The organism is Nonomuraea thailandensis, from assembly GCF_024172165.1.
GTDB classification, from domain to species: Bacteria; Actinomycetota; Actinomycetes; order Streptosporangiales; family Streptosporangiaceae; genus Nonomuraea; species Nonomuraea thailandensis.
In genome coordinates, this window is record NZ_JAMZEB010000002.1 from 10,377,741 (window position 1) to 10,401,316 (window position 23,576).

The 23,576-nt window shown below is 71.2% G+C and carries 20 protein-coding genes; 14 read left to right on the forward strand and 6 right to left on the reverse strand.

Annotated features, from left to right (window positions below; all coding sequences use genetic code 11):
- The first annotated feature begins 7 nt into the window (after nucleotides 1–7).
- Genes HD597_RS52205 through HD597_RS52235 form a run of 7 tightly spaced genes read left to right on the forward strand, consistent with a single transcriptional unit; the run spans nucleotide 8 to nucleotide 9,235 of the window.
- Nucleotides 8–706 carry a FadR/GntR family transcriptional regulator gene (locus HD597_RS52205; RefSeq protein ID WP_253755111.1) on the forward strand — a complete coding sequence of 233 codons (699 nt, stop codon included), beginning with the start codon at nucleotides 8–10 and terminating at the stop codon, nucleotides 704–706.
- 19 nt (nucleotides 707–725) lie between these two features.
- Complete coding sequence (locus HD597_RS52210) at nucleotides 726–1,976, forward strand: ABC transporter substrate-binding protein (RefSeq protein ID WP_253755113.1); 1,251 nt, start codon at nucleotides 726–728, stop codon at nucleotides 1,974–1,976.
- Nucleotides 1,973–2,821, forward strand: coding sequence for a carbohydrate ABC transporter permease (locus tag HD597_RS52215; RefSeq protein ID WP_253755115.1), 849 nt, complete (start codon nucleotides 1,973–1,975; stop codon nucleotides 2,819–2,821). The genes HD597_RS52210 and HD597_RS52215 overlap by 4 nt, the downstream gene beginning before the upstream one ends.
- Complete coding sequence (locus HD597_RS52220; RefSeq protein WP_253755117.1) at nucleotides 2,818–3,630, forward strand: carbohydrate ABC transporter permease; 813 nt, start codon at nucleotides 2,818–2,820, stop codon at nucleotides 3,628–3,630. Before HD597_RS52215 ends, HD597_RS52220 begins: the two co-directional genes overlap by 4 nt.
- Nucleotides 3,627–6,560, forward strand: a complete 2,934-nt coding sequence (locus HD597_RS52225; protein ID WP_253755119.1) for a glycoside hydrolase family 38 N-terminal domain-containing protein — start codon at nucleotides 3,627–3,629, stop codon at nucleotides 6,558–6,560. The genes HD597_RS52220 and HD597_RS52225 overlap by 4 nt, the downstream gene beginning before the upstream one ends.
- The gene (locus tag HD597_RS52230; RefSeq protein WP_253755121.1) at nucleotides 6,557–7,777 is read left to right on the forward strand and encodes an enolase C-terminal domain-like protein; all 1,221 of its coding nucleotides are present in this window, start codon (nucleotides 6,557–6,559) and stop codon (nucleotides 7,775–7,777) included. The genes HD597_RS52225 and HD597_RS52230 overlap by 4 nt, the downstream gene beginning before the upstream one ends.
- A 21-nt stretch (nucleotides 7,778–7,798) precedes the next feature.
- Nucleotides 7,799–9,235 carry a S10 family peptidase gene (locus HD597_RS52235; RefSeq protein WP_253755123.1) on the forward strand — a complete coding sequence of 479 codons (1,437 nt, stop codon included), beginning with the start codon at nucleotides 7,799–7,801 and terminating at the stop codon, nucleotides 9,233–9,235.
- Here HD597_RS52235 and HD597_RS52240 read toward each other — a convergent pair.
- The 5 genes from HD597_RS52240 to HD597_RS52260 all read right to left on the reverse strand — a co-directional run bounded on the left by HD597_RS52240 (nucleotide 9,194) and on the right by HD597_RS52260 (nucleotide 13,707).
- Nucleotides 9,194–10,024, reverse strand: coding sequence for a hypothetical protein (locus tag HD597_RS52240; protein ID WP_253755124.1), 831 nt, complete (start codon nucleotides 10,022–10,024; stop codon nucleotides 9,194–9,196). The genes HD597_RS52235 and HD597_RS52240 overlap by 42 nt on opposite strands.
- A gap of 80 nt (nucleotides 10,025–10,104) precedes the next feature.
- Nucleotides 10,105–10,524: a peptidase inhibitor family I36 protein gene (locus tag HD597_RS52245; protein WP_253755127.1), complete on the reverse strand. Its 420-nt coding sequence runs from the start codon at nucleotides 10,522–10,524 to the stop codon at nucleotides 10,105–10,107.
- A gap of 248 nt (nucleotides 10,525–10,772) precedes the next feature.
- Nucleotides 10,773–11,543: an SDR family NAD(P)-dependent oxidoreductase gene (locus HD597_RS52250; protein ID WP_253755129.1), complete on the reverse strand. Its 771-nt coding sequence runs from the start codon at nucleotides 11,541–11,543 to the stop codon at nucleotides 10,773–10,775.
- Nucleotides 11,540–12,547: a DUF4432 family protein gene (locus tag HD597_RS52255; protein ID WP_253755130.1), complete on the reverse strand. Its 1,008-nt coding sequence runs from the start codon at nucleotides 12,545–12,547 to the stop codon at nucleotides 11,540–11,542. Before HD597_RS52255 ends, HD597_RS52250 begins: the two co-directional genes overlap by 4 nt.
- Nucleotides 12,544–13,707, reverse strand: coding sequence for a DUF5005 domain-containing protein (locus HD597_RS52260; RefSeq protein ID WP_253755132.1), 1,164 nt, complete (start codon nucleotides 13,705–13,707; stop codon nucleotides 12,544–12,546). Before HD597_RS52260 ends, HD597_RS52255 begins: the two co-directional genes overlap by 4 nt.
- A gap of 122 nt (nucleotides 13,708–13,829) precedes the next feature.
- On the opposite strand from HD597_RS52260, the gene HD597_RS52265 reads away from it, so the two are divergent.
- The 4 genes from HD597_RS52265 to HD597_RS52280 all read left to right on the forward strand — a co-directional run bounded on the left by HD597_RS52265 (nucleotide 13,830) and on the right by HD597_RS52280 (nucleotide 19,039).
- Nucleotides 13,830–15,440 (forward strand): ABC-F family ATP-binding cassette domain-containing protein, encoded by a 1,611-nt coding sequence (locus HD597_RS52265; protein ID WP_253755134.1) that lies wholly within the window; start codon nucleotides 13,830–13,832, stop codon nucleotides 15,438–15,440.
- A 118-nt stretch (nucleotides 15,441–15,558) separates the two neighbouring features.
- Entirely contained in the window at nucleotides 15,559–16,308 is a 750-nt protein-coding gene (locus HD597_RS52270) for a hypothetical protein (protein ID WP_253755135.1), read from the forward strand.
- Between the two features lie 134 nt (nucleotides 16,309–16,442).
- A complete protein-coding gene (locus HD597_RS52275; protein ID WP_253760020.1) occupies nucleotides 16,443–17,858 on the forward strand; it encodes an RNA polymerase sigma factor in 1,416 nt (471 codons plus the stop codon).
- Nucleotides 17,859–17,938: 80 nt separating this feature from the next.
- Nucleotides 17,939–19,039: a C40 family peptidase gene (locus HD597_RS52280; RefSeq protein WP_253755137.1), complete on the forward strand. Its 1,101-nt coding sequence runs from the start codon at nucleotides 17,939–17,941 to the stop codon at nucleotides 19,037–19,039.
- A 6-nt stretch (nucleotides 19,040–19,045) separates the two neighbouring features.
- Here HD597_RS52280 and HD597_RS52285 read toward each other — a convergent pair whose 3' ends face one another.
- Nucleotides 19,046–19,537 (reverse strand): inorganic diphosphatase, encoded by a 492-nt coding sequence (locus HD597_RS52285; RefSeq protein ID WP_043615308.1) that lies wholly within the window; start codon nucleotides 19,535–19,537, stop codon nucleotides 19,046–19,048.
- A gap of 335 nt (nucleotides 19,538–19,872) precedes the next feature.
- On the opposite strand from HD597_RS52285, the gene dacB reads away from it, so the two are divergent.
- From dacB to tilS, 3 genes are all read left to right on the forward strand, one after another.
- Nucleotides 19,873–21,048 carry a D-alanyl-D-alanine carboxypeptidase/D-alanyl-D-alanine endopeptidase gene (gene dacB, locus HD597_RS52290; protein WP_253755139.1) on the forward strand — a complete coding sequence of 392 codons (1,176 nt, stop codon included), beginning with the start codon at nucleotides 19,873–19,875 and terminating at the stop codon, nucleotides 21,046–21,048.
- A 68-nt stretch (nucleotides 21,049–21,116) separates the two neighbouring features.
- Nucleotides 21,117–22,193 carry an Rv3626c family coenzyme F420 biosynthesis-associated protein gene (locus HD597_RS52295; RefSeq protein ID WP_253755141.1) on the forward strand — a complete coding sequence of 359 codons (1,077 nt, stop codon included), beginning with the start codon at nucleotides 21,117–21,119 and terminating at the stop codon, nucleotides 22,191–22,193.
- Nucleotides 22,194–22,573: 380 nt separating this feature from the next.
- Entirely contained in the window at nucleotides 22,574–23,575 is a 1,002-nt protein-coding gene (gene tilS, locus HD597_RS52300) for a tRNA lysidine(34) synthetase TilS (protein WP_253755143.1), read from the forward strand.
- Nucleotide 23,576: the final 1 nt, after the last annotated feature.

Sequence of the window (23,576 nt, forward strand, 5' to 3'; positions counted from 1 at the left end):
ACTTGATATGTCCGAGGTAGCGCGGCCCACGCTTTCCGACGCTCTGACCGAGCGCATGCTGGAGCTCATCCGTACGGGAGGGCACCGGCCGGGCGACAGGCTGCCCTCGACCAGGGAGCTCTCCCAGCGTTTCGCGGTCACCACCCCGACCCTGCGCGAGGCGCTACGCAGGCTGGAGGCCACCGGGGCCATCGAGCTGCGGCACGGCTCCGGCATCTACGTCGGCGCCGCCATCGAGCGGCTGGTCCTGCCCAACCCCAACATGCGCGAGGTCCGCACCGCGCAGCTCCTGGAGCTGCTCGACGCGCGGATCCTCATCGAGCCGCCGCTGGCCGCCCTGGCCGCCGAGCAGGCGGGCGACGAGGAGCTGGCGGCGCTCAGGCAGGCGCTGGACGAGGCGAGCAGGCACCTGCGCGGCGAGGACGCCGAGCTGCACGACGCGAACATGACCTTCCACCGGGCCACCGCCCGGATGGCGGGCAACAGCGTGCTGCACGAGGTCGTCGACTCGCTGCTCACGGTCCACGGGCCGGAGCAGCGCGAGATCCTGCAGATCTTCGACGACCGTCGCCGCGACCACGAGGAGCACCTGGCCATCCTGGAGGCCATCGAGGCGCGTGACGCGGCGCAGGCCGAGCAGCGCATGCGGGCCCACCTGGTGGACGTCAAAACGGTGATCGAGCACCGGATGCAACCCCCCCGATGAGAACCAAGGAGGCCGGCCCATGTACCGGTCACGTGTGGCCACGCTCGGCGTGGCGGCGCTCGTCCTGGCCGCCTGCGGCGGCAACGGCGCCGAGGCGCCGCAGAAGAAGACCGAGCTGACCCTCTACAACGACAAGGGCGCCTGGACGAAGTACTTCGACGAGATGGGCGCCCTGTCCAAGCAGAGCATCGGCCTGGGCATGAAGCCGACGGGATACACGGACTCGGCGCAGTACCAGGCCTTCATCAAGGCGTCCTTCCGCACGAACGTCAAGCCCGACCTGTTCACCTGGCAGACCGGGGGGATGCTGGAGGAGATCGTCAAGCAGAAGCAGGTGGCCGACACCACGGCCGTCTGGCAGGAGGCGATCAAGGCGGGCGACCTGTCGCAGGACCTCGCCCCGTACTACACGATCGGCGGCAAGCAGTACTGCGTGCCGATGAACGTCGCCTACTGGGGCATGTTCTACAACAAGAAGATCTTCGACCAGTACGACCTGAAGCCGCCCCAGACCTGGGACGACCTGGTGAAAACCGCCGAAACGCTCAAGAAGAACGGCGTCAAGGCGTTCTACCACACCAGCGTGCTGTTCTCCTTCGTCTGGTTCGAGCAGCTCATGGCAGGCACCGACCCCGACCTGTACGACCGCCTGTCCACCGGCAAGGCCAAGTACACCGACCCCGGCGTGGTCCAGGTGATGGAGCGCTGGAAGCAGCTCATCGACGCCGGCTACTTCATCAACCCGGGCGACAAGACCGACCCCGGCGACGTGCTGAAGACCGGCAAGGCGGCGATGGTGTCGTTCGGCACCTGGTTCAACACCAGCATGACCACGCGCAGCATGAAGGCCGGCACCGACTACGACTTCTTCGTCATCCCGAACGTCGATCCGGCGCTGCCCAAGACGTCGATGATCTTCGAGAGCGGGCCGCTGTGCTCGCTCACCAAGGCGGCCGACCCCGACGCCGGCATGAGGTACCTCAAGTGGTGGACCACCTCCGAGGCGCAGGACAAGTGGGCCAAGAGCCGGGGCGACGTCAGCGCCAACCCGAAGGTGACGATCGACGACAAGGTGCTCGGCGCGGTCACCAAGGACGCGGGCAGCGGTAAGTACCGGCTGGTCAACCGCTACTTCGAGGCCACGCCGCCGCCGATCCTGACGGCCGCGCTCGACGGGTTCAGCAAGTTCGTGACCGAGCCCGGCACGTACCAGGAGGTCCTGCAGACCATCCAGAAGGCGGCGGACGAGTACTGGAGCACTCATCAGTGAGCCGCGCGCCGATGCTCGGGCGGTTCAGGTACGGCTACGTGGCGCCGGCGGCGCTGCTGGTCGCGGTGCTGCTGTACGCGCCGTTCGTGTGGACCGCGTACCTGAGCCTGACCCGCTACGACGGCCTGGAGTCGCCGGTCTGGGTGGGTCTGGGCAACTTCGCCAAGCTGTTCGACGACGCGGCCCTGCTCACCTCGACCCGTAACACCCTGATCTGGGTGATCGGCACCATGGTGCTGCCTGTCGGGCTCGGGCTGCTGGTCGCGGTGCTGTCGTACGACCTCAAGGGCGGCGCGTGGTACCGGGTGCCGTTCATGCTGCCGTACGCGCTGAGCGGCGCCGGGCTGGCCATGGTGTGGAGCCCGGTCCTGTCGCACGGAGGCATCGCGAACCTGCTGCTCGGCGTGGACACCGCGTTCCTCCAGGAGGCGCCGGCGAACACGTTCGCGATGCTCGCGGTCTGGACGTGGCAGCAGCTCGGCGTGAACACGCTGCTGTTCGTGGTGGGGCTGCAGTCCATCCCCAGGGAGCCGATCGAGGCCGCGCGGCTGGACGGGGCGTCGGGCTGGCGGCTGTTCCGGCACGTGATCTGGCCGCTCATGCGGCCGCTGACGGCGGTCGTGGTGGGGCTGGCGCTGGTGGCCGGGCTGAAGACGTTCGACATCGTCTGGGTGCTGACCCAGGGCGGGCCGGGGCGCAACTCCGAGACGCTGGCGGTGACCATGTACAAGGAGACGTTCGTGGCCAGCGACTACGGTTACGGCTCGGCCGTCGCGGTGATGCTGACCGTCGTGACGGGGCTGGCGTCGTACCTGTATCTGCGCAGGCAGGTGACGGCCACATGATCAGGCGGGCCGTGCTCGTCCTGCTCGGGCTGGTCTGGCTCGGGCCGACGTACCTGCTGCTGGTCAACGCCTCGCGGCCGGCGGACTCCTACGATCCGGCGGCGGCGTGGGTGCCCTCGGGCGACTTCGCGCTGCTGGAGAACTTCGCGCGGGCCGTGGACGGCGCGAACCTCGGCGGCAGCCTGGCCAGCACCGCGTTCTACAGCGTCGTCTCGCCGCTGCTCGGCGTGCTGATCGGGGCGCTGGCCGGGTACGTGATCGTGGTGCTGCGGCTGCGGTACGGGTTCTGGTGGTTCCTGCTGATCTTCGGCGGCACCGTCTTCCCCTCGCAGATGTTGCTCGTGCCGCTCTTCGTCGGCTACAGCGACGCCGGTCTGTACGACAGCCGCCTCGGCCTGATCCTCATCTACACGGCGATCAACGTGCCGCTGGCCGCGTTCGTGCTGCGCAACTTCTACTCGGGCATCGCCTTCTCGATCTTCGAGGCGGCGCGCATGGACGGCGCCTCGACCTTCCGCGTCTTCTGGCGCATTTATCTGCCGATGTCGCTGCCCGCGCTGACGGCGGTGTTCATCCTGGAGTTCACCTTCATCTGGAACGACCTCGTCTTCGGCCTCACCCTCACCCAGTCCGAGGAGGTGCGGCCGGTGATGACGGCCATCGCGGGCCTCATGACCGACGTGTACGCCGGCACCCCGGTCCCCGTCGGCCTGGCGGCGGGGCTGGTGGTCTCGCTGCCGACGGTCGTGCTGTTCCTCGCCACCCAGCGCCTGTTCGCCAGGGGCCTTTCTCTAGGGAGTGTTCAATGACCAGCCGGTTGCTCCAGCGCAGCCTGGGAAGCCCCGACTACGACGGGATCAGGCAGGCGCTGCGCGACGACACCTCGACGCCCGTGATCAGCGTGCGCGGGCTGGAGGTGCGGGTCGCGGTGCTGCCGCTGTTCACCCACGACGGCCGCCAGGCGGTCAGGGTCTCCAGCACCGAGCCGCTGACGCACGTGCTGGTCGGCGTGGACAGCGCGTCGGGCAGCGACGTGACGCTGCTGGTGCCCGAGGTGGACGAGCCGCGCGTGCTGACCCTGGAGTGCCGCGACGACGCCGGGGTGGTCGGCAGCGCGCGGATCACGGTGACGCCGCAGCGCAAGTGGCACGTGTTCGTGGTGCACCACTCGCATCTCGACATCGGCTACACCGATCCGCAGGGCACGGTGCTGCGCCACCACCTCGACTACCTGGACGCGGCGCTGCGGCTGGCGGAGGAGACCGCGTCCTGGCCGGACGACGCGAAGTTCCGGTGGACGGTCGAGTCGTCGATGCCGGCGCTCAGGTGGCTCGGCCACCGGCCGAAGGAGATGGTCGACTCGTTCGCCGCGCTGGCCAGGGCGGGCTCGATCGAGGTGACCGCGCTGCCGTTCCAGCTCCACACCGAGGCGTGCTCGACGGAGGAGCTGCACCGGCAGCTCCGCTTCACCTCGCGGCTCGAACAGCGCTACGGCTTCGCCACCCGGTCGGCCATGCACACCGACGTGCCGGGGGCCGTGGTCGGGCTGGTGGACGCGCTCAGCGCGGCGGGCGTGCGGTATCTCGCGGCGGCGCACAACTGGGCCGGCCGGTCGGTGCCCTACCTGCACGGCGGCGACAAGCTGACCAGGCCGTTCCGGTGGCGGGCGCCGAGCGGGAACGAGATCCTCGTGTGGTTCACCGACACGCCGCACGGGATGGCGTACATGGAGGGCAACACGGTCGGGCTCACCGACTGCTACGAGCTGGCCGACGACCTGCTGCCGCGCTACCTGTCCGCGCTGGCGACGCGGGGGTACCCGTACGGTCCCGGCACGTTCGGGTGGCAGGGGCCCGACGCGCCGAAGGAGCCGTACGAGCTGGACGTGCTGCACCTGCGCGTGCAGGGGGCGCACGCCGACAACGCGGGCCCGTCGATCGTGCCCGCGACGATCGCCCGCCGGTGGAACGAGCAGTGGGCCTACCCGCGCCTGCGCTCGGCCGTGAACAGCGACTTCTTCGAGCACGTCGAGGAGCGTTACCACGACCGGCTGGCCGTGCACGAGGGCGACTGGACCGACTGGTGGGCCGACGGGCTCGGCTCCGGCGCGCGCCCGCTCGGCTACGTCCGACGGGCACAGTCGGCGCTGCGCGTGGCGGAGACGTTGCACACGATCGCCGGGGTGGACGCCACCGAGCAGGTGGACGCCGCCTACGACAAGGTCGCGCTGTTCAACGAGCACACCTGGGGAGCGGCCAACCCGTGGGAGGACGCCGAGGAGGCGGGCGACTCCGGCGGCCTGCAGTGGACGCGCAAGTCGTCCGGCGCGTACGACGCCCAGGACGACGCCGCCGACCTGCTGCACGCCGGGATCCGCAGGTTCGCCGCGGCCCTGTCGGAGTCGGGCGTCGAGGGCGGCGCGCTGGCCTCGTTCGCCGTCTTCAACCCCGCGACCCGGGCGCGCACCGACGTCGTGCGGACCTTCCTGCCCCGCGACGTGGTCGGCGTGGAGGTGCCGATCGCGCTGGTGGACGCGAGGACCGGGCAGAGGCTGCCGCACCACGAGGAGTTCGTGGACCCCGACGACTGGCCGACCCGGCCGATCGGCCGGCACATCCACGCCGTCGTGCCGGACATCTCCGGATTCGGCTATGTGCGGGTGGACGTCGTCCCGGGGGAGAGCCAGGCGCCGGAGCCGGTCGAGCTCGACCTGGGCGGAGTGATCGAGAACGAGTTCTACCGGGTCGCGTACGACGTGCGCGAAGGCTACGTCTCCTCGATCTTCGACAAGCGGGCGGGCCGGGAGCTGGTCAACGGCGACGCGGCGGCCGGCTTCGGCCAGTACGTCTACGACCGGTACGCCACCGCCCCCCACTTCAACCACCTGTCGGGGCACGTGGGCGCGCACGACCGCACCCTGCTCGGCGACCGCGCCATCGGCACCCACGCCACGATCAAGGAGGCCAGGCGCACGGCCGTCGGCGAGAAGCTGGTCGTGGAGCTGCGCGGCAAGGGCGTCGACTGGATCCGCGCCACGATCGAGCTGCACTACGGCGTGCCCCGCCTCGACCTGACCTACCAGCTCGCCAAGCAGGGCACGCCCGCCAAGGAGGCCGTCTTCCTGGCCTTCCCGTTCGCCGCGGGCCCGGCCACGGCCTGGGAGCTGACCGGCGGCGTCGGCGGCCCCGGCGTGCCCAGGGTGCCGGGCTCGGCCGAGTACATGTTGCCGATCAGGCACTGGATCGCCTTCGAGGACCCGGAGCTGACCGTCGCCTGGGCCACGCTGGAGGCGCCGCTGGTGCAGCTCGGCACCATCCACATGCCGTACGCGCCGTTCCCGCCCACGCTCGACCAGGAGGACGGCACCGTCTACTCCTGGGCGCTCAACAACATCTGGGACACCAACTTCCCCGCGCAGCAGCAGGGCGAGACCACCTTCCGGTACGCGGTGGCCTCGGAGGGCGGGGCCCAGGGGCGCAGGCTGGGCGCCGCGGTGGCCTCGGGGCTGACCGAGCCGTTCGTCGGCGCGCTGATCACCGACAGCCCCGCGAGCCAGGAGACCTACGTCTCGGTCGACCATCCTGACGTCCTGGTCACGTCCCTGGGCTGGGACGGCGTGCGGCTGCAGTCGCTGGCCGCCGAGCCGGTCGAGGTCAGGGTGTCGCGGCCGGGACACCGGACAGCCGAGGTGACGCTGCCCGCCTGCGGGGTGGCCGTGGTCAGGGGGACGCGCCAGTGAAGATCGTCGACATCCGGGCCACCACGGTCGCGGTCCCGCTGGAGGCGCCGCTGCGGCACAGCAACGGCGCCCACTGGGGCCGGTTCGTCCGCACCCTCGTCGAGGTCGAGGCCGACAACGGGCTGGTCGGCCTGGGGGAGATGGGCGGCGGGGGCGAGAGCGCGGAGTCGGCCTTCCGCGCGCTCAAGCCGTACCTGGAGGGCCACGACCCGTTCCAGCTCGAGGCGCTGCGCTTCAAGATCGCGAACCCGACGGCCTCGCTCTACAACAACCGCACGCAGCTCCTGGCCGCCATCGAGTTCGCCTGCCTCGACCTCGTCGGGCAGCACCTCGGGGTGCCCGTCTGCGACCTGCTCGGCGGGCGGCTGCGGGACACGGTGCCGTTCGCCTCGTACCTGTTCTTCCGGTACGCCGCCGACGGCCACGGCGAGATCCGCACCCCCGAGCAGCTCGTCGAGCACACCAGGAGGCTCAAGCGGGAGCACGGGTTCACCGTGCACAAGCTCAAGGGCGGGGTCTTCCCGCCGGACTACGAGCTGGAGTGCTACCGGGCGCTGGCCGAGGCGTTCCCCGGCGACCGGCTCAGGTACGACCCGAACGCCGTGCTGTCGGTGGCCGAGGGGCTGCGCTTCGGCCGCGCGATCGAGCACCTGAACAACGACTACCTGGAGGACCCGGTCTGGGGCCTCGAAGGGCTGCGGGCCGTGCGCGAGCAGGTCAGGGTGCCGCTGGCGACCAACACGGTCGTGGTCAACTTCGAGCAGCTCGCCTCGAACGTGCTGCGCAGGGGCGCCGACGTGGTGCTGCTGGACACGACGTTCTGGGGCGGGATCAGGCCGTGCGTGAAGGCGGCGGGGGTGTGCGAGACGTTCCAGGTCGGGGTGGCCGTGCACTCGTCGGGCGAGCTGGGCGTCCAGCTCGCGACCATGCTGCACCTGGGCGCGGTGCTGCCGAACCTGACCTACGCCGCCGACGCGCACTACCACCAGCTCAGGGACGACGTGATCGAGGGCGGCAGGATGGCGTACTCGGAGGGCGCCATCGCCGTGCCGGAGGGCCCGGGGCTGGGGGTCCGGCTCGACCCCGAGCGGGTCGCCCGCTACGCCGAGTTCTACCGGGAGACGGGAGGCTATCCCTACGATCGTGACCCCGGACGGCCCGGCTGGTACGCCACGGTCCCCAACGAGCGCTTCGCGGATCCGGATATGTCTGGCTAAACCAGGCCATAATTGCTCTCCATGTCTGAAGAGTCGAAGCCGGCCGCCCCTGCCGACAACCTGGTCACCACCTCCCACACCTTGCCGTCCGGGCAGTCGTACACCGCGACCACCGGCACCGTCGTGCTGCGCGAAGAGGTGACCACGGACGGCAGGTTCGAGGGGTTGCGCCCGAAGGCCGAGGTGTTCGTCACCGCGTACACGATGGACGGGGCCGACCCGTTGACCAGGCCCATCACGTTCGCGTTCAACGGCGGGCCCGGGTCGTCCAGCGTGTGGCTGCACCTGGGGGTGCTCGGTCCGCGCCGGGTGGTGATGGGTGACGCGGGGGCGCTGCTGCCGCCGCCGTACGGGCTGGTGGACAACGAGGAGAGCCTGCTGCGGGTGAGCGACCTGGTCTTCATCGACCCGATCTCCACCGGCTACTCGCGGGTGGCGGAGGGGGAGAAGGCGGAGCCGTACCACGGCTTCTCCGGCGACCTGGAGTCCATCGGCGAGGTGATCAGACTGTGGACCAGCAGGAACGGGCGGTGGATGTCGCCGAAGTTCCTGGCGGGCGAGTCGTACGGGACGGTCAGGGCGTCCGGGCTGGCCGAGCACCTGCAGTCGCGCTACGGCATGTACCTCAACGGGGTGATGCTCATCTCCTCGGTGCTCGACTACATCACCGGCGAGTTCAACGAGGGCAACGACCTGGCCTACGCCCTGTACCTGCCGACGTACGCGGCCATCGCGCACCACCACGGGCTGCACGGCGACCGGCCGCTGGCCGACGTGCTGCGCGAGGCCGAGGCGTACGCCGACCGCGACTACCTGTGGGCGCTGGTCCGCGGCAACCGGCTCCCGGCACAGGAGCGCGCGGCCGCGGTCGCGAAGGTCGCGGCGCTGACCGGGCTCAGCGAGGACTACGTGGACCGGGTGAACCTGCGCATCGAGCACATCCGCTTCTTCACCGAGGTGCTGCGCCCGCGCCGCCAGGTCGTCGGCCGCCTCGACGGCCGCTTCACCGGCTGGGACCCCGACGCCGGCCGCGAGCGCTTCACCGCCGACCCCAGCATGGACGCCATCATGGGGCCCTACAGCGCGGCGCTCAACCACTACCTGCGCGCCGAGCTGGGTTACGCCAACGACCTGCCGTACGAGATCCTCACCTCGCGCGTGTGGCCGTGGTCGTACAAGGAGTTCGAGGGCGCGCACGTGCAGGTGGCCTCCCGCCTGTCGGCCGCCATGCGCGCCAACCCGCACCTTCGGGTGCACGTGGCCTGCGGCTACCACGACGGCGCGACCCCGTACTTCGCGGCCGAGCACACCTTCGCCCATCTGGCCGTGCCGGCCGAACTGGCCGGCAACGTCGAGTTCAGGTACTACGAGGCGGGCCACATGATGTACGTGCACGAGCCCAGCAGGCTCCGGCAGTCAGCCGACCTTGCGGCCTTCGTGCTCGGCGAGCAGGCGTGAGGCCCGCTCGAAGCGCTGCCTGAGGTTGACGCGCAGGGCGGTGAAACGCTCGGGGTTGTCGCGGACGACGGCCCGCTGGAGCTCGGCGTCCGCCGCGTACCAGGCGGCGACCAGGCCGGACGACCACTTGCACGCGGTGTCGGCGGTCGCGACCTGCTTCTCCTCCTCGCTCACGGCCGGCTCGTCGAGGTCCCAGCGGCTGTCGGCGATGGCCGCCTCGGGCGCCGGGTACGTGTGCCCGGCCTTGCCCATGCACGCCGACCAGCGCTTGACCGCGGCGGTGACCGACGGGTGCTTGGCGGCCTGCTCCAGCGTGAGCGAGTCCTGCAGGGCCAGCCACGGCCAGTCCGCCTTGCGCACCCCCCTGTCCAGGTTGAGCGTGGCGCGGTCGAGGCAGCCGCGGTCGGCGGCGGTGCCGTACAGGCGGTGGCGGGTGCGTTTGGGCAGCTTGCCCGCCCAGGTGCCGGTGGTGTCGGGAGAGGGCGGCCTGGCCAGGTGGTAGCCGCTGCGCCTGGCCGCCTCGGGGTCGGTGACGCCGTAGCGGCGGGAGTTGCCGGGGTCCACCGCGGCCAGCATGGACGGGTCCTCGGCGGGAGGGGAGATGGCGATGCCCTGGCGGCGCATGCATCGCACGACGAGACGGTTGTGGGCGTTGCCCAGGACGGCCCGCTGCTGGGGAGTGGTCTTGTAGGCGTCGAACGGCAGCACCAGCTCCGAGACGGAGGTGACGCCCCGTACGGGCGCCGGTGGCGCGGGCTGGTCGGCCCCGCAGGCCGCGGCGGTCGTCATCAGCAGCAGTGTGCTCGCGATAAGTCCGCGGCAGCCGGTTTCCGGCGGCCAAGCCCGGAAACCGGCACTCCCCTTGATGCTCAGTGGCACCAGATGTCGATCGCGCTGGCGCGGTTGTTGCCGACGGCGTTGTTCGCCAGGAAACCGTCGTTCGAGTTGTGCGTGAACGTGCTGTGGGCGCCGGTGTAACCAGGGTGCTGCCAGAGAGTGGCGCTGCAGCCGACGCGGTTCCTGATCGAGCTGGTCTCGTTGTTCATGCTGTGCCAGGAATTGCTGAAGTCCCAGTTCAGCCAGTTGTTGTCGGCGAAGTTCGAGTCGTCCTTGGTGAAGTCGCGCCAGTGGTCGACCTGGCCGCGGTTGTAGTCGAACCCGGCGTACAGGCAGACACGACCTCCGTAGCAGGTCGAGCGGGGGCTCGCCGCCGCGGTGGCAGCGGGGGCGACCACGGCGAACATCGCGGCCGCGGCGACGAAGCCGGCGGCCTTCTTGAATAGCCTCACAGGTCTCTCCTCGATCGGTGAGTCATTTCGACCTCGTAACTTAGCGTGCAGAATCGAACACGAGTCGTTGTGACTCGCCGATCCCGTCAAGGCTTCGCGCCCGGGTGAGGGTCGCGTGCCCGGCCCGCCAGACCCACTCGTATCGTGCGGTGACCTGGGTGTTCGTCGCATTGACGCAACTGTTGCCACCTCGGGTGGGCCCATGGAGGAACCCGTGACCCAGCCGAGGGGCGGTTACGTCGAAATCGTCATTCGGGAAGGGCCGCGGGATTCTGCGCCAGCAGCCCGCCGTCCACGCGGTGCTCCGCTCCGGTGATGAACGAGGAACGCGGCCCCGCCAGGAACGCCACCAGCTCGGCCACCTCCTCCGGCCTGCCCACCCGGCCCAGCGGATGGGACCGGCCCCACTGCGCGACCTGCTCGTCCTGCGACAGCTCGCCCCGCCACAGGTCCGCCGCCCAGCGCAGCATCGGGGTGTCCACCGAGCCAGGGCAGACCGCGTTCACCCTGACGCCGTCGGCCGCGTGGTCGAGCGCCATGGCCCGCACCAGGCCGTTCAGCGCCGCCTTGCTCGTGCTGTAGGCCGCCACCCGCGCCTGCGAGGCGAACGCCTGCACCGACGAGACCACCACGATCGAGCCGCCGCCGCGCTCGCGCAGCCTGGGGACGGCGGCCTGGCAGGTGAGGTAGACGCCCTTGAGGTTGATGTCCATCACCTCGTCCCAGACGTCCTCGGGGGTGTCCTCGACGGTGCCGTAACGCTGCACGCCCGCGCAGGTGACCACGACGTCGAGGCCGCCGTACCGGGTGACGGCCAGGTCCACCAGGCCGCGCAGCTCGCCGGCCCTGCGCACGTCGGCGATCCTGCCCGTGACGCGCTCGCCGTCCTGCTCGGCCTCCTTGTCCACGCCGCAGAACACGACCGAGGCCCCGCCGGCGGCCAGCCGGTCCACCACCGCGCGTCCGATGCCCGTCGACCCGCCCGTGACCAGCGCCACCTTGCCGTCGAACTCCGTCATGCCAGCACCTCCGCGCGCAACCTCGCCACCTTCGTCTCGTGCGGGTCCAGGACGAGGGCCGTGCCGTTGGCCACGGCGGCGGCCAGCCCGTCGGTCGGCATGCCGGCGAACGGCTCCAGCCCGACCGTGTACGCCCGTCCCCACCACGGGTAGCCGGTGGACGCGCCGAGCTCGTGCCACATCCACAGGTAGGGCAGCACCGTCGCATCCCATTCCACCCGCATACCGATATCCCCAGAAATTTCGTACCAACCCTCCTCGCCGAAGCCGGTCAGGTAGACGATGTCGCTCGGCGCCCCCGGCTCCGGCACGACGCTCAGATCCGTCTCGCCGCCTCCGTGGGCGGGCACCACCGGCCACGCTCCGCCCGCTCCCACCCGGCGCTCCGGGGGATTGATCGCGCTCTCGTGCGGGATCACGGTGATCCCCTCCGGCAGCCTGATCCGGGCCCCGGGGCGCAGGAACGGCGGGCCGTACACGAGGTGCTGCCCCCACATGGCGTGCAGCCGCAGGCCTGACTCGTTCGTGGCCCGCCCCTCGATCTCCAGCGCCGCCGTGCCGGACCGCAGCCGGATGATCCTCTCCATCCGGTACGGCAACCGCCGCGTCCGCACGCTCAGCCGCACCGCGACCTCCTCGGGGGAGTCGGCCACGACCTCGCACTCCCACGGCAGCGCCGCCACCTCCCCGTGCTGCGCCAGCCGCGCGCCCCGGTACTCGCTCGGCGCGCCCCCGTTGGGGAAGACCTCCTGCCAGCCGCCCTCGTAGTGGTCGATGAACTGGGCGACGTCGTCGGCGGCGCCCTGGAGATGGTCGCGCGGGTCGCGCAGGCCCTGCGGCGCCAGCCAGACGAAGTCGGTGTCGGTGGGCTTGTGCAGCAGCTCCACCACGTCCCCGCCCTTGCCGGGCAGCACGGTCACCCGCAGCCGCTCGTTCTCCAGCGTCACCGCCCGCAGCCCGTCGATCGTGCCGTGCCGCAGCCGGGCCGCCCAGTTGCGCCTCATCCGAAGGTCACGTCCAGGAACCGGGGGCGGTAGATGGTGACGTCGCGGTAGTGGTCGGTGTTGACGAAGCTGTTGACGTTGTACGACACCACGAGCCCCGGGCCGTCGATGCCGGGGTGGGCGTGGGCGTTGTAGGTGAAGATGTTCCCGCTCGTCTCGGGCGTGGTGTGGACGTGCTGCTTGCCGCTGAACGGGCCGGCGGGGGAGCAGGAGGAGTAGGCCACGATGTTCGGGCTCAGCACCTCGGTCGTGTCATGGGTGATCAGCACGTAGCCGTCGCCGACCCGGCTGACGCTGTACTCGTTCGCCACCCCGCTCATCATCCGCGCGGAGTCGGCCTCGTCCGCCGACCAGGTGCCGTCGGCCTTGAGGTACTCCCACCGCCCCAGCAGGCTCTGCCCCTTGACCCTGGCGACGTGCATGTACTTGGGCGACCCGAGATCCTCGACCCCGTAGACGTAGGTGTAGCCCCCGTCCTTCAGGATCCCCGAGGCCCAGGCCACGCCGTGCCCGCTCGGCAGGTCGTGCACGCTGATCGGCCGTTCGAGCCGTCCCTGCGCGAACCTGGCCACCACGTTGCGATGCCAGCGCCAGTCCCACGCCCCCGTGCCGAAGCGCTCGTACTCCTGGTAGGTGACCTCGACCACCCCGCCGGCCAGCGTCGCGTCACCCGCCCAGTACCAGTGCTCGGCGTCGCGCGGCGGCATCACGGCCGTCGGCCTCCCGGCGGTGCCGTCGTGGATCGTGGACAGCCGCCCGTTGCGCTCGACGGCGAAGGAGTTGTTCAGGAAGACGGTCGTCCCGCCCTCCTCGACCACCGGCGGCCTGGACCCGTCGGGGTTGACCTGGCCGAGGAAGGTGTCGGAGAACACCCAGAGCTCCTTGCCGCTGGGAAGTCTCAGCGAGTAGGTGCCGTCGGCCCCCGTCCAGTCGTCCAGGCGGCTGTTGTCGTTGCCGTAGGCGGTGAACAGGCTGGTCAGCCGCGCGTTGGTGGTGGCGCCCCGCACGGTGGGCGCGCACGCCGAGGCGGCCGTCGCGGCCTGCTGCTCCTGCGCGGCGGGCACCGGCCTGGGCGGGGCCGCCCAGACGGGTTGCGGCACGGCCGTGAAGCCGACGAGGGCGATGGCGAGGGGCGCCAGGGCGGTGCGGAATCGCGTCATCACACGTCCTAGGGGAGGGGTTCCCTACAGTTCTAGTCATTAGATCACTTACTGTCCAGGGCCCCCGTGAACGCGTGGAAATCCGGGTGACCGCATGGCGGGTCGCCCGTTAACCTGCCGGGATGGGCCACGTTGAAGTAGGACATCTGACGTACGTGCTGCCCGACGGGCGGCCCCTGCTCGACGACGTGTCCTTCCGGATCGGCGAAGGCGTCAAGGCGGCGCTCGTCGGGCCCAACGGCGCGGGCAAGACCACGCTGATGCGCCTGGTCGCCGGCGACCTCCAGCCGGTCGAGGGCAGTGTGGCGAGCTCCGGCGGGCTGGGCGTGATGCGCCAGTTCATCGGCAGCGTGCGCGACGGCAGCAACGTGCGTGACCTGCTGCTCGGCGTGGCGCCGCCCGCCGTGCGGCAGGCGGCCGAGCGGCTCGACGCGGCCGAGCTGGCGATGATGGAGCGCGACGACGAGAAGACGCAGATGCGCTACGCGCAGGCCATCAGCGACTACACCGACGCCGGCGGTTACGACATCGAGGTGCTCTGGGACACCTGTACGGTGGCCGCCCTTGGCGTGCCCTTCGAAAGGGTGAAATATCGGGACGTGTCGACGCTGTCGGGCGGCGAGCAGAAGCGCCTGGTGTTGGAGGCGCTGCTGCGCGGCCCCGACCAGACCCTGCTGCTCGACGAGCCCGACAACTACCTCGACGTCCCCGGCAAGGAGTGGCTGGAGCAGCAGCTCAAGGAGACCCCCAAGACCGTGCTGCTGGTCAGCCACGACCGCCAGCTCCTGGCGAACGCCGCCGACCGCATCATCACCGTCGAGTCCGGCAACATCTGGATCCACGGCGGCGGCTTCGCCACGTACGCCGAGGCCCGCAAGGCCCGCAACGAGCGCCTCGACGAGCTGCGCAGGCGCTGGGACGAGGAGCACGCCAAGCTCAAGGCCCTGGTCAACATGCTGAAGAACAAGGCGCGCTACAACGACGGCATGGCCCCGGCCTACCACGCGGCCCAGACGCGGCTGCGCAAGTTCGAGGAGGCGGGGCCGCCCGAGGTGGCGCCGAGCGAGCAGAACATCAGGATGCGCCTGCGCGGCGGCCGCACCGGCAAGCGCGCGGTGATCTGCGAGGGGCTGGAGCTCACCGGCCTGATGCGCCCGTTCGACCTGGAGGTCTGGTACGGCGAGCGCGTCGCGGTCCTCGGCTCCAACGGCTCCGGCAAGTCCCACTTCCTGCGCCTGATGGCGGGGGAGCGGGTCGCCCACGAGGGCGGCGCCAGGCTGGGCGCCCGGGTCGTCCCCGGCCACTTCGCCCAGACCCACGCCCGCCCCGACCTGCTCGGCCGCACCCCGGTCGAGATCGTCATGACGGAGCACGCCAGGCTCAAGAACGAAGCCATGAAGATCCTGGCCCGCTACGAGCTGGCCGGGCTGATCGCCGAGCAGCGCTTCGACACGCTGTCCGGCGGGCAGCAGGCGCGCCTGCAGATCCTGCTGCTGGAGCTGTCGGGGGCCACGCTGCTGCTGCTCGACGAGCCGACCGACAACCTCGACCTGGCCAGCGCGGAGGCGCTGCAGGCGGGCCTGGAGGCGTTCGACGGCACGGTGCTGGCGGTCACCCACGACCGGTGGTTCGCCGCCGACTTCGACCGTTACCTGGTCTTCGGCTCCGACGGCAGGGTCTACGAGTCGCCGGAGCCGGTCTGGGACGAGTCGCGGGTGGTGCGCCCGCGTTAAAGGTTCGGTACGGCTGGAGCGTGTCCCGCCCCGGCGGGGCCCATGTTCGGGTTATCACGGCAAAGTGATGCCGCGCAGCCGTACCGTCAGCCTTCTTGTCGCACTGGGAGCGATCTCCTTGTCCTCGTGCGCGAGCGAGGAGAAGCCAGTCCAGCAGCTCAAGCCGCTCGCTCTCAAGGAGCAGGCCTCGAACATCGTCAAGTCCGCCGACGGGTACGCCGTCACGTGGGCGGGCGTGCTCAGCAACGCCAACCCGTGGCACTTCGGCGAGCACGTGGTGGCCACGATCGTCGGGCACGACGCCCGGGGCGCCGAGGTGGTCAGGATGGACCAGCCGCTCGACGCCGTGCCGCCGGGCGGGTCGCTGGCCTTCACCGGCCAGGCCAGCGCCACCCAGAAGCCGGCGAAGGTGACGATCCAGTACCGGCCCGCGCAGTGGCGGCAGGCGGCTCGGATCACTTCGGCGTTCCAGCGTTTCCCGACCACACGTGTCCAGACAATGCGCCAAAAAGATGGCACGTACCTTATTACGGGATATGTTGATAACCCTTATCAAATTCCGGCGAGCACCCTGGTCGTGAACGCGTTGTTGCGCGACAAGGCGGGCAAACTGCTCGGCGGCGGCAGCACGTTCGTGGACGAGGTGGAGGCCGGCAGCCCGCCGCGCTTCATCCTCACGGTGAGCGGCCTGCCGAAGGGCGCCGACGTGGCCGCCACCGAGATCGCCGCCAGGACCTGGGGATCCACCGGCCGGCCCTACGAGGAGCTGGCACTCAGCGGGGCCGTGCCCGTGCACACGGTCAAGCCGACGACCGAGCCGTTCGCGGTGGACCGCAGCACGCAGATCGTCTCCGAATATAAGCAGTGATTTCCGCAAAAATCGGGCCATCGATCCTGACCGCCCGCATTATCCGTACGAAATCCGGCTGCTTCGCCAGACAAGCCATGCCATCGGCGTGAACAGGTAGAACTACTAGTTACCGATCCATTACCTTCAGTCACATGAATGACCGCGTCCTGGTCGAAGCACTCCGCGCCCGTGATCCAGGAGCACTGTCCGCGCTCTATGACGCCCACGCGGAGAGCGTCTACCGCTACTGCTGGTCCCTGCTGCTGAGCGCCGAGAGCGCCCAGGTGGCGATGCGTGACACGCTGATCGCCGCCGAGGCGCACGCCGGCGCGCTCGCCGACCCCGACCGGCTGCGCCCCTGGCTGTACGCGCTGGCCAGGGTCGAGTGCCTGCGCCGCCGGGCCGCCGCGCCGCCGGGCGCCGCCGAAGGCCTGGCCGAGGCGCCGCCGCTGGACGATCCGGCCGACGCCGACCTGCGCGTCCTGGCCTGGAACGCCGTCCAGAGCCTGCCCGTGGCCGAGCGCGAGGTCCTGGAGCTGGTCCACCGGCACGCGCTGCCCGCCGCCGACCTGACCCAGGTCGTCGGCCTCCCGCCGCGCCAGCTGGAGCTCCTGCTGGAGGAGGCCGGCGAGCTCCTGAGCGACGCGATCACGGCCGAGATCCTGGCCAGGAAGGGCCCGTACGACTGCCCGCGCCGCGCCCGCATCCTGACGGGCTTCGCCGGCGAGCTGACCCAGGAGATGCGCGAGCACCTGGTCAGGCACCTGCCGCGCTGCGAGGTCTGCGCCCCGCACCGCACCCGCGAGGTGTCGGCCGCCAAGGTCTACGAGCTGCTGCCCGGCGCCGTGCTGCCCGACTCGCTGCGCATCAGGGTGATGAGCTGCTTCGCCGACCCCGAGCTGCTGCCCTACCGCCGTTACGTCGCCAGGCGTACGGGCGTGCTGGGAGCCGCCGGGTTTCCCGTTTCAGCGGAGCGGCAGGTTCGGCGGTGGCCTCAGGCGCTGGCAGGCGCGCTGGCGGCGGTCGCGGCCGTGGTGGCGATAATGACGATCTTCAATCACATCGGGAGGGACAACGGTGGGGTCACAGGCATCGCGACGGCCGCGTTCCCTGCGACGGGCGAGCCGCCGGGCATCCGGCTGCCCTGGCAGGCCGACCCGCAGGATGAGCCGCTGACCGTGGTCCCCATCGTCGACAACGCCACCACGCATCCTCTCGGGTCGCCGTCCCCCTCGACGACGGCGGCGCCGCCGGCCGCCGTGCCGTCGCACGCGCAGTCGTCGCCGACCAGCGGCCCGCCGCCCACGGAGTCCCCGGACGAGCACGAGGAGCCCGGGCCCACGGATCCCGGCCGGCCCTCGGAGCCGTCCACGGGCAGCCCCCCAGAGGAGCCGAAGCCGTCCGACCCGAACACCCGCACCCCGTGCCCGACCCCGACTCCCACGCCGACCCCCACGCCGACGCCGACCCCCAGCCAGACCCCCACCCCGACCGCCACGCCGACGGAGCCGGCCACCCCCACGCCCACGGAGGAGCCTCCGGGCACGCCCTCGCAGACGGCCTCCTGAGGCTGCCGGACCTTTACGTTACGTGTGTGAATAGCGCGGGAACTGTGTGCATAGAGTAACCATTGGTTTCAGGGGGACCTATGCGCGCATACCGGGCGGGGCTCCTCGCAGGCTGCCTGCTGATGAGTCTGTGCCCGCCGGTGGAGGCCGATCGGGGGCCCTCCTCCCGCGATGTCCAGAAGGCCCGGCAGACCGTACGTGAGCGCTCCCAGGAGCTGAGCCGGACGACCGCCGCGCTCGCCACCGCCCAGTCGCGCCTGGACGCGCTGGCGGGCGAGGTGGAGCGGCTGGTGGAGGCGTACAACGGGGAGGTCGTCCGGCTGCGGCTGGCCGAGCAGGCGCACCAGCAGGCCGGGGTCCGGCTGGCGGCGGCCGACGCCGAGGTGGAGCGGGCCAGGCAGGCCGTGGCGCTGCTGGCGTCGGAGAGCTACGGCGGGCTCGGGATGGTGCACCCGATCGTGGGCATGCTGTCCGACCGGGCCGGCGCGGACGGGTTCCTGCACCGGGCGGGCGTGCTCGGCCACCTCAACGAGGAGCGGACGGCCGCTCTGGGCCGGATGCGCGACGCCCAGGAGGTCGCGGCGATCCTGCGGGCCCAGGCCGCCGCCGCGCACACGGCCAGGCAGGAGGCGGCGGAACGCGCCCGGCAGGCCAAGCTGGCCGCCGAGGAGGCGGTGCTGGGGCAGCGGCGCGAGACCAGGCAGCTCACGGCGCGCAAGGACGACCTGCAGCGCGCGGTGGACGCGGCCCGCAGCCGCGCGGAGCTGCTGGCCAGACGGCGGCAGGCGGCGCTGTCGGGGCTGGTCGCAGGCGGCTCGGCGATGGGCGACGTGGCGGCCAACTGGGCGCTCACCCAGCTCGGCAAGCCGTACGTGTGGGCCGCCGACGGGCCCGAGACCTACGACTGCTCAGGGCTGTCGATGCGGGCCTGGGAGCGGGCGGGCGTACGGCTCGACCACTGGACCGGCACCCAGTGGACCTCCGGCCCGCACGTGCCGCTCGACCAGCTGCGCCGCGGCGACCTGCTGTTCTTCGCCCACAACGGCGACCCGTCGACCATCCACCACGTCGGGATCTACGTCGGGCGCGACCAGATGGTGCACGCCCCGCAGACCGGCGACGTGGTGCGGGTCGCCTCGATCTGGCGCGGGGACCTGGTGGGCGCCACCAGGCCCCGCTGAGGAGGCCTAGTGGTGGCCCTCCTCCTTGGCGCGGCGGAAGGAGCGCTCGATCTCGGCCTCGGCCTCGATGCGGCCCACCCAGTTGGCGCCCTCGACGGACTTGCCGGGCTCGAGGTCCTTGTAGACCTCGAAGAAGTGCTGGATCTCCAGCCGGTCGAACTCCGACACGTGATGGATGTCCTGGATGTGGTGCATCCGGGGGTCGGTGGAGGGCACGCACAGCACCTTGTCGTCACCGCCCTTCTCGTCCGTCATCCGGAACATCCCCACCGCCCGGCACGTGATGTAGCAGCCCGGGAACGTCGGCTCCTGGAGCAGCACCAGCGCGTCGAGCGGGTCGCCGTCCTCGCCGAGGGTGTTCTCGATGAAGCCGTAGTCGGCGGGATACTGCGTGGAGGTGAACAGGAGCCGGTCAAGCCTGATCTTCCCGGTCTCGTGGTCCACTTCGTACTTGTTCCGTTGCCCCTTGGGAATCTCAACGACAACGTCGAACTCCACCGCGGTTCCTCCGCTCAGGCCCCCGGGCACCCCCGGCTGGGCGTTAATGTCTCGTAGGCGAACACAGAGAGAGGGCAGGCGACGTGGCGCGGCGCGACCGGTTGGTGATGCTGACCACCCTCGCCGTGCTCCAAGCCCTCACGATCGTCATCGGCGTTTACGCGATGACCACCGAGTTCAGCCTGAGCGCGCTGACGAGCGGGTCTTCACCGACCGAGCCGACGGCGTCACCGGCGGAAGGCACTTCTCCCCCCGTCCCCGTCGCCACCGCGGGGCCTGTGCTGGCCCAGCTTCCGGTGAAGCCCGGAGACGGACCTCTCCCGACTAAGGGTACTTTGACGAAGCAGTTGGCCAGCGCGCTGGGTGACGATGCGCTCGGCGACCGCGTCGGCGTCTCGGTCATCGACACCGTCACCGGGGAGCAGCTCTTCGCCGCCGACCCCGACGCCGCGGTCACCCCCGCCTCCACCACAAAGATCATCACCTGCTCCGCGGCGCTGGCCGCGCTCGGCCCCGACACCCGCTTCTCCACCCGGGCCGTCCAGGGCTCCGCGCCCGGCGCCGTGGTCCTCGTCGGCGGCGGCGACCCCCTGCTCGCCGGCCCGGCCGCCAAGGCCGACGGCTACCCCAGGCAGGCCAGCCTCGCCACGCTCGCCGCCCGCACCGCCGCGACGCTCAAGTCCCAGGGCGTACGCAAGATCACGCTTTCCTACGACTCGTCGCTCTTCACCGGCACTCCCAGGGCGGCAGGCTGGAAGCCCAACTACATCCCCGACGGCGAGGTGGCCCCGGTCCACGCCCTGACCATGGACGTCGGCCGCCAGGACCCGCGCTTCCGCAGCCCCCGCGTGCCCGACCCGCCCCGATACGCCGCCGACGCCTTCGCCAGGCTGCTCACCAAGCAGGGCATCAAGGTCGCCAAGTCCGTACGCCAGGCCAAGGCCCCCGCCGGCGCGGCCGAGCTGGGCCGGGTCGACTCCGCGCCCCTCTACGCCCTCGTCGAGCACACCCTCACCCACAGCGACAACGACATGGCCGAGGCCCTGATGCGTCACGTCGCCATCAAGGAGGGCCAGGAGGCGTCCTTCGCGGGCGGCGCCAAGGCGGTGGCCGCGGTCATGCAGCGCCTCGGGATCGCCCAGGGTGTCTCGCTCGACGACGGCAGCGGCCTTTCCATCCGCAACCGCATCAGCCCCAACGCCCTGGCCAAGGCCATCGCCCTGTCCGGCTCGCCCGCCCATCCCGGCCTGCACGCCGTCGCCTCCGGCATGCCGATCGCCGGCTTCTCCGGCACGCTCGGCAACGGCCGCCGCTTCGTCGGCAGCGACAGCAGGGGCCAGGTCGGCCTCGTACGCGCCAAGACCGGCACGCTCAACCACGTCAACACGCTGGCCGGGCTGGCCACGACCAAGGACGGAAGGCTGGTGACGTACGCGTTCATGGCCGACCGTGTGCCGGTCAACGCCGAGCCCGTACTTGACCGCCTGGCCGCCATCGTCGCCCGCTCCTGAACCGACCCGCGCGAACGCGTACGGGCTCCTTCGCCCACGCTCGGCCAGAACCACGTACGGTGGACGGTATGCAGGTGATCGACTGGGATCTGGCCGTCACGACCGGCACGCGCCTGGTGCGCCCCGGCCCTCAGGTGAGCCGGGAGGAGGCCAGGCAGGCCGTCGCCGAGCTCCGCACCCTGTCGCGCGAGGCCGAGGGCCACGTCCGGCAATTCACCAAGATTCACACAGAGACCGCGCCGCAGCCGGCCACCGTCGTCGACCGGCCCGGCTGGATCAAGGCCAACGTCCAGGGCTTCCGCGTGGTCCTCGAGCCGCTCACGCAGCGCATGAGCTCCGGGGCCAACCAGGCGCCCGCCATCGTCACCGCCGTGGGCTCCCGCATCACGGGCGTCGAGGTCGGCGCCGTCCTGGCCTTCCTCGCCTCCCGCGTGCTCGGCCAGTACGAGCTCTTCCTGCCGCCCGACCCCACCGGCCAGGAGCCCGTCGGCCGGCTGACGCTCGTCGCGCCCAACATCGTCCACGCCGAGCGCGAGATGAACGTCAACCCGCACGACTTCCGCCTGTGGGTCTGCCTCCACGAGGAGACGCACCGGGTGCAGTTCACCGGGGTGACGTGGCTGCGCGAGTACGTCCGCTCGCAGATGACCGAGTTCCTGCTCGCCTCCGACCTCGACCTGCCCACCCTCCTCGAACGCCTGCGCAACGCCGCCGACACGGTGGCCGACGTGGTGCGCGGCGGCGAGGGCAACCTCATCGACGCCATCCAGTCGCCCGCCCAGAAGGAGATCCTCGACCGCCTCACCGCCGTCATGACCCTCGTGGAGGGTCACGGCGACTACGTCATGGACGCGGTGGGCCCGTCGGTGGTGCCGTCGGTGGCCGACATCCGCGCCAAGTTCGCCCAGCGGCGCGAGGGCGGCTCCCGCCTCGACCGCACGGTGCGGCGGCTGCTGGGGATCGAGGTCAAGATGAAGCAGTACGCGGAGGGCTCGGCCTTCGTGCGCACCGTGGTGGACCGGGTGGGGATGGACGGCTTCAACAAGGTCTGGACCTCCCCGGAGACCCTCCCCACCACCCAGGAGATCGCCGACCCCAACGCCTGGATCAGCCGCGTCATCGGCACCCCCGCCCTCCCGGCCTGACCCGGTCGCGGCTTGGGACGGTCGCGGCTTGGAACCCGACCACGGCTTGGAACCCGACCGGGCTTCGACTCGGCCGCGCCGCCGGTGTGCGGTGACCGGCCGCGCCGCCGGTGTGCGGTCACCGGCCGCACAGGGCGTCGGCACATCGGCGCCTGCGCCGAGCACGCGCTCGCGGCACCGCCCGCGTGCCCAAGGCGCCCTCGCCCTCAGCGCCGCGTCGGCGAGAGGCGGTGCGGCGCAACCCGGCGCCGGTGTGCGAGCCCCGGCCGTTTGACCCGTTCCTGCGGTCCGTTGCTTGGGGGCAGGTGCCCTTCGCGGAGACCGGATCGGCGAGCGGGCCGCGGCGCCCGTGGCTCGCGCATGGCGTGTCAGGTGCGACGATGGCACCCGTGGGCCCACATCCAGCCGTAGCCGACATCCGCCGGGCAGTCCGCGAGGCCCTGGCCGACGTGGACCAGGACGCCCTGATCCTGGCAGCCTGCAGCGGCGGAGCCGATTCCCTGGCCCTGGCCGCCGCCCTTGCGTTCGTGGCCCCCCGCATGCGCCTGCGCGCCGGCCTCCTCACCGTGGACCACCAGCTCCAGCCCGGTTCGAAGGCCCGCGCCGCAACGGTCAAGGACCTGGGGGAGGCGCTGGGGCTGACCCCCGCGGAGATCCTCACGGTCACGGTCGGCAAGGAGGGCGGCCCGGAGGCGGCGGCCAGGGAGGCCCGGTACGCCGCGCTCGACGAGGCGGCCGAGAGGCTGCGGGCGACGGCCGTCCTGCTCGGCCACACCAGGGACGACCAGGCGGAGACGGTCCTCCTGGGCCTGGCACGAGGCAGCGGCCCCCGCTCCCTGTCCGGCATGGCGGCCGGCTCGGGCCGCTACCGCAGGCCCCTGCTCGACCTGCCCAGACAGACCACCGTGGCCGCCTGCCGAGCCCAGAGCCTCACCCCCTGGGACGACCCCCACAATGAGGACGAGAGGTACACGCGGGTCCGCGTCCGCCGCACCGTGCTCCCGGTCCTGGAGAGTGAGCTCGGCCCCGGGGTGGCGCAGGCGCTGGCGCGTACGGCGGCGATGGCGCGGGAGGACGCGGACGCGCTCGACGAGTGGGCGGAGTCGGCGTACCAGAATTGCGCTCTTAGCGATATCGGCGAGTCGGTGAAGCTAAAGGCGGCCGAGTTGGAAAAGCTGCCGACCGCAGTCCGCCGGCGGGTGCTGCGGCGGGCGGCGATGGCCGCGGGATCCCCGTCCGGCGCCCTGTCGGCCACCCATGTACTGGCCGTGGACCGGCTGATCACGCACTGGCGCGGGCAGAAAGCCGTTGACCTGCCCGGGGGTCTGTCGGCCGTCCGGCGGTATGGCACCCTGATATTCGCCATCAGTCCCATCCCGTAAG

Bases quoted from the DNA above. Each gene is read 5' to 3' on its own strand.
- HD597_RS52205 (WP_253755111.1), top strand. From the start codon at position 8: ATGTCCGAGGTAGCGCGGCCCACGCTTTCCGACGCTCTGACCGAGCGC.
- HD597_RS52210 (WP_253755113.1), top strand. From the start codon at position 726: ATGTACCGGTCACGTGTGGCCACGCTCGGCGTGGCGGCGCTCGTCCTG.
- HD597_RS52220 (WP_253755117.1), top strand. From the start codon at position 2,818: ATGATCAGGCGGGCCGTGCTCGTCCTGCTCGGGCTGGTCTGGCTCGGG.
- HD597_RS52225 (WP_253755119.1), top strand. From the start codon at position 3,627: ATGACCAGCCGGTTGCTCCAGCGCAGCCTGGGAAGCCCCGACTACGAC.
- HD597_RS52235 (WP_253755123.1), top strand. From the start codon at position 7,799: ATGTCTGAAGAGTCGAAGCCGGCCGCCCCTGCCGACAACCTGGTCACC.
- HD597_RS52240 (WP_253755124.1), bottom strand. From the start codon at position 10,024: ATGACGACCGCCGCGGCCTGCGGGGCCGACCAGCCCGCGCCACCGGCG.
- HD597_RS52250 (WP_253755129.1), bottom strand. From the start codon at position 11,543: ATGACGGAGTTCGACGGCAAGGTGGCGCTGGTCACGGGCGGGTCGACG.
- HD597_RS52255 (WP_253755130.1), bottom strand. From the start codon at position 12,547: ATGAGGCGCAACTGGGCGGCCCGGCTGCGGCACGGCACGATCGACGGG.
- HD597_RS52260 (WP_253755132.1), bottom strand. From the start codon at position 13,707: ATGACGCGATTCCGCACCGCCCTGGCGCCCCTCGCCATCGCCCTCGTC.
- HD597_RS52265 (WP_253755134.1), top strand. From the start codon at position 13,830: ATGGGCCACGTTGAAGTAGGACATCTGACGTACGTGCTGCCCGACGGG.
- HD597_RS52275 (WP_253760020.1), top strand. From the start codon at position 16,443: ATGAATGACCGCGTCCTGGTCGAAGCACTCCGCGCCCGTGATCCAGGA.
- HD597_RS52280 (WP_253755137.1), top strand. From the start codon at position 17,939: ATGCGCGCATACCGGGCGGGGCTCCTCGCAGGCTGCCTGCTGATGAGT.
- HD597_RS52295 (WP_253755141.1), top strand. From the start codon at position 21,117: ATGCAGGTGATCGACTGGGATCTGGCCGTCACGACCGGCACGCGCCTG.
- tilS (WP_253755143.1), top strand. From the start codon at position 22,574: ATGGCACCCGTGGGCCCACATCCAGCCGTAGCCGACATCCGCCGGGCA.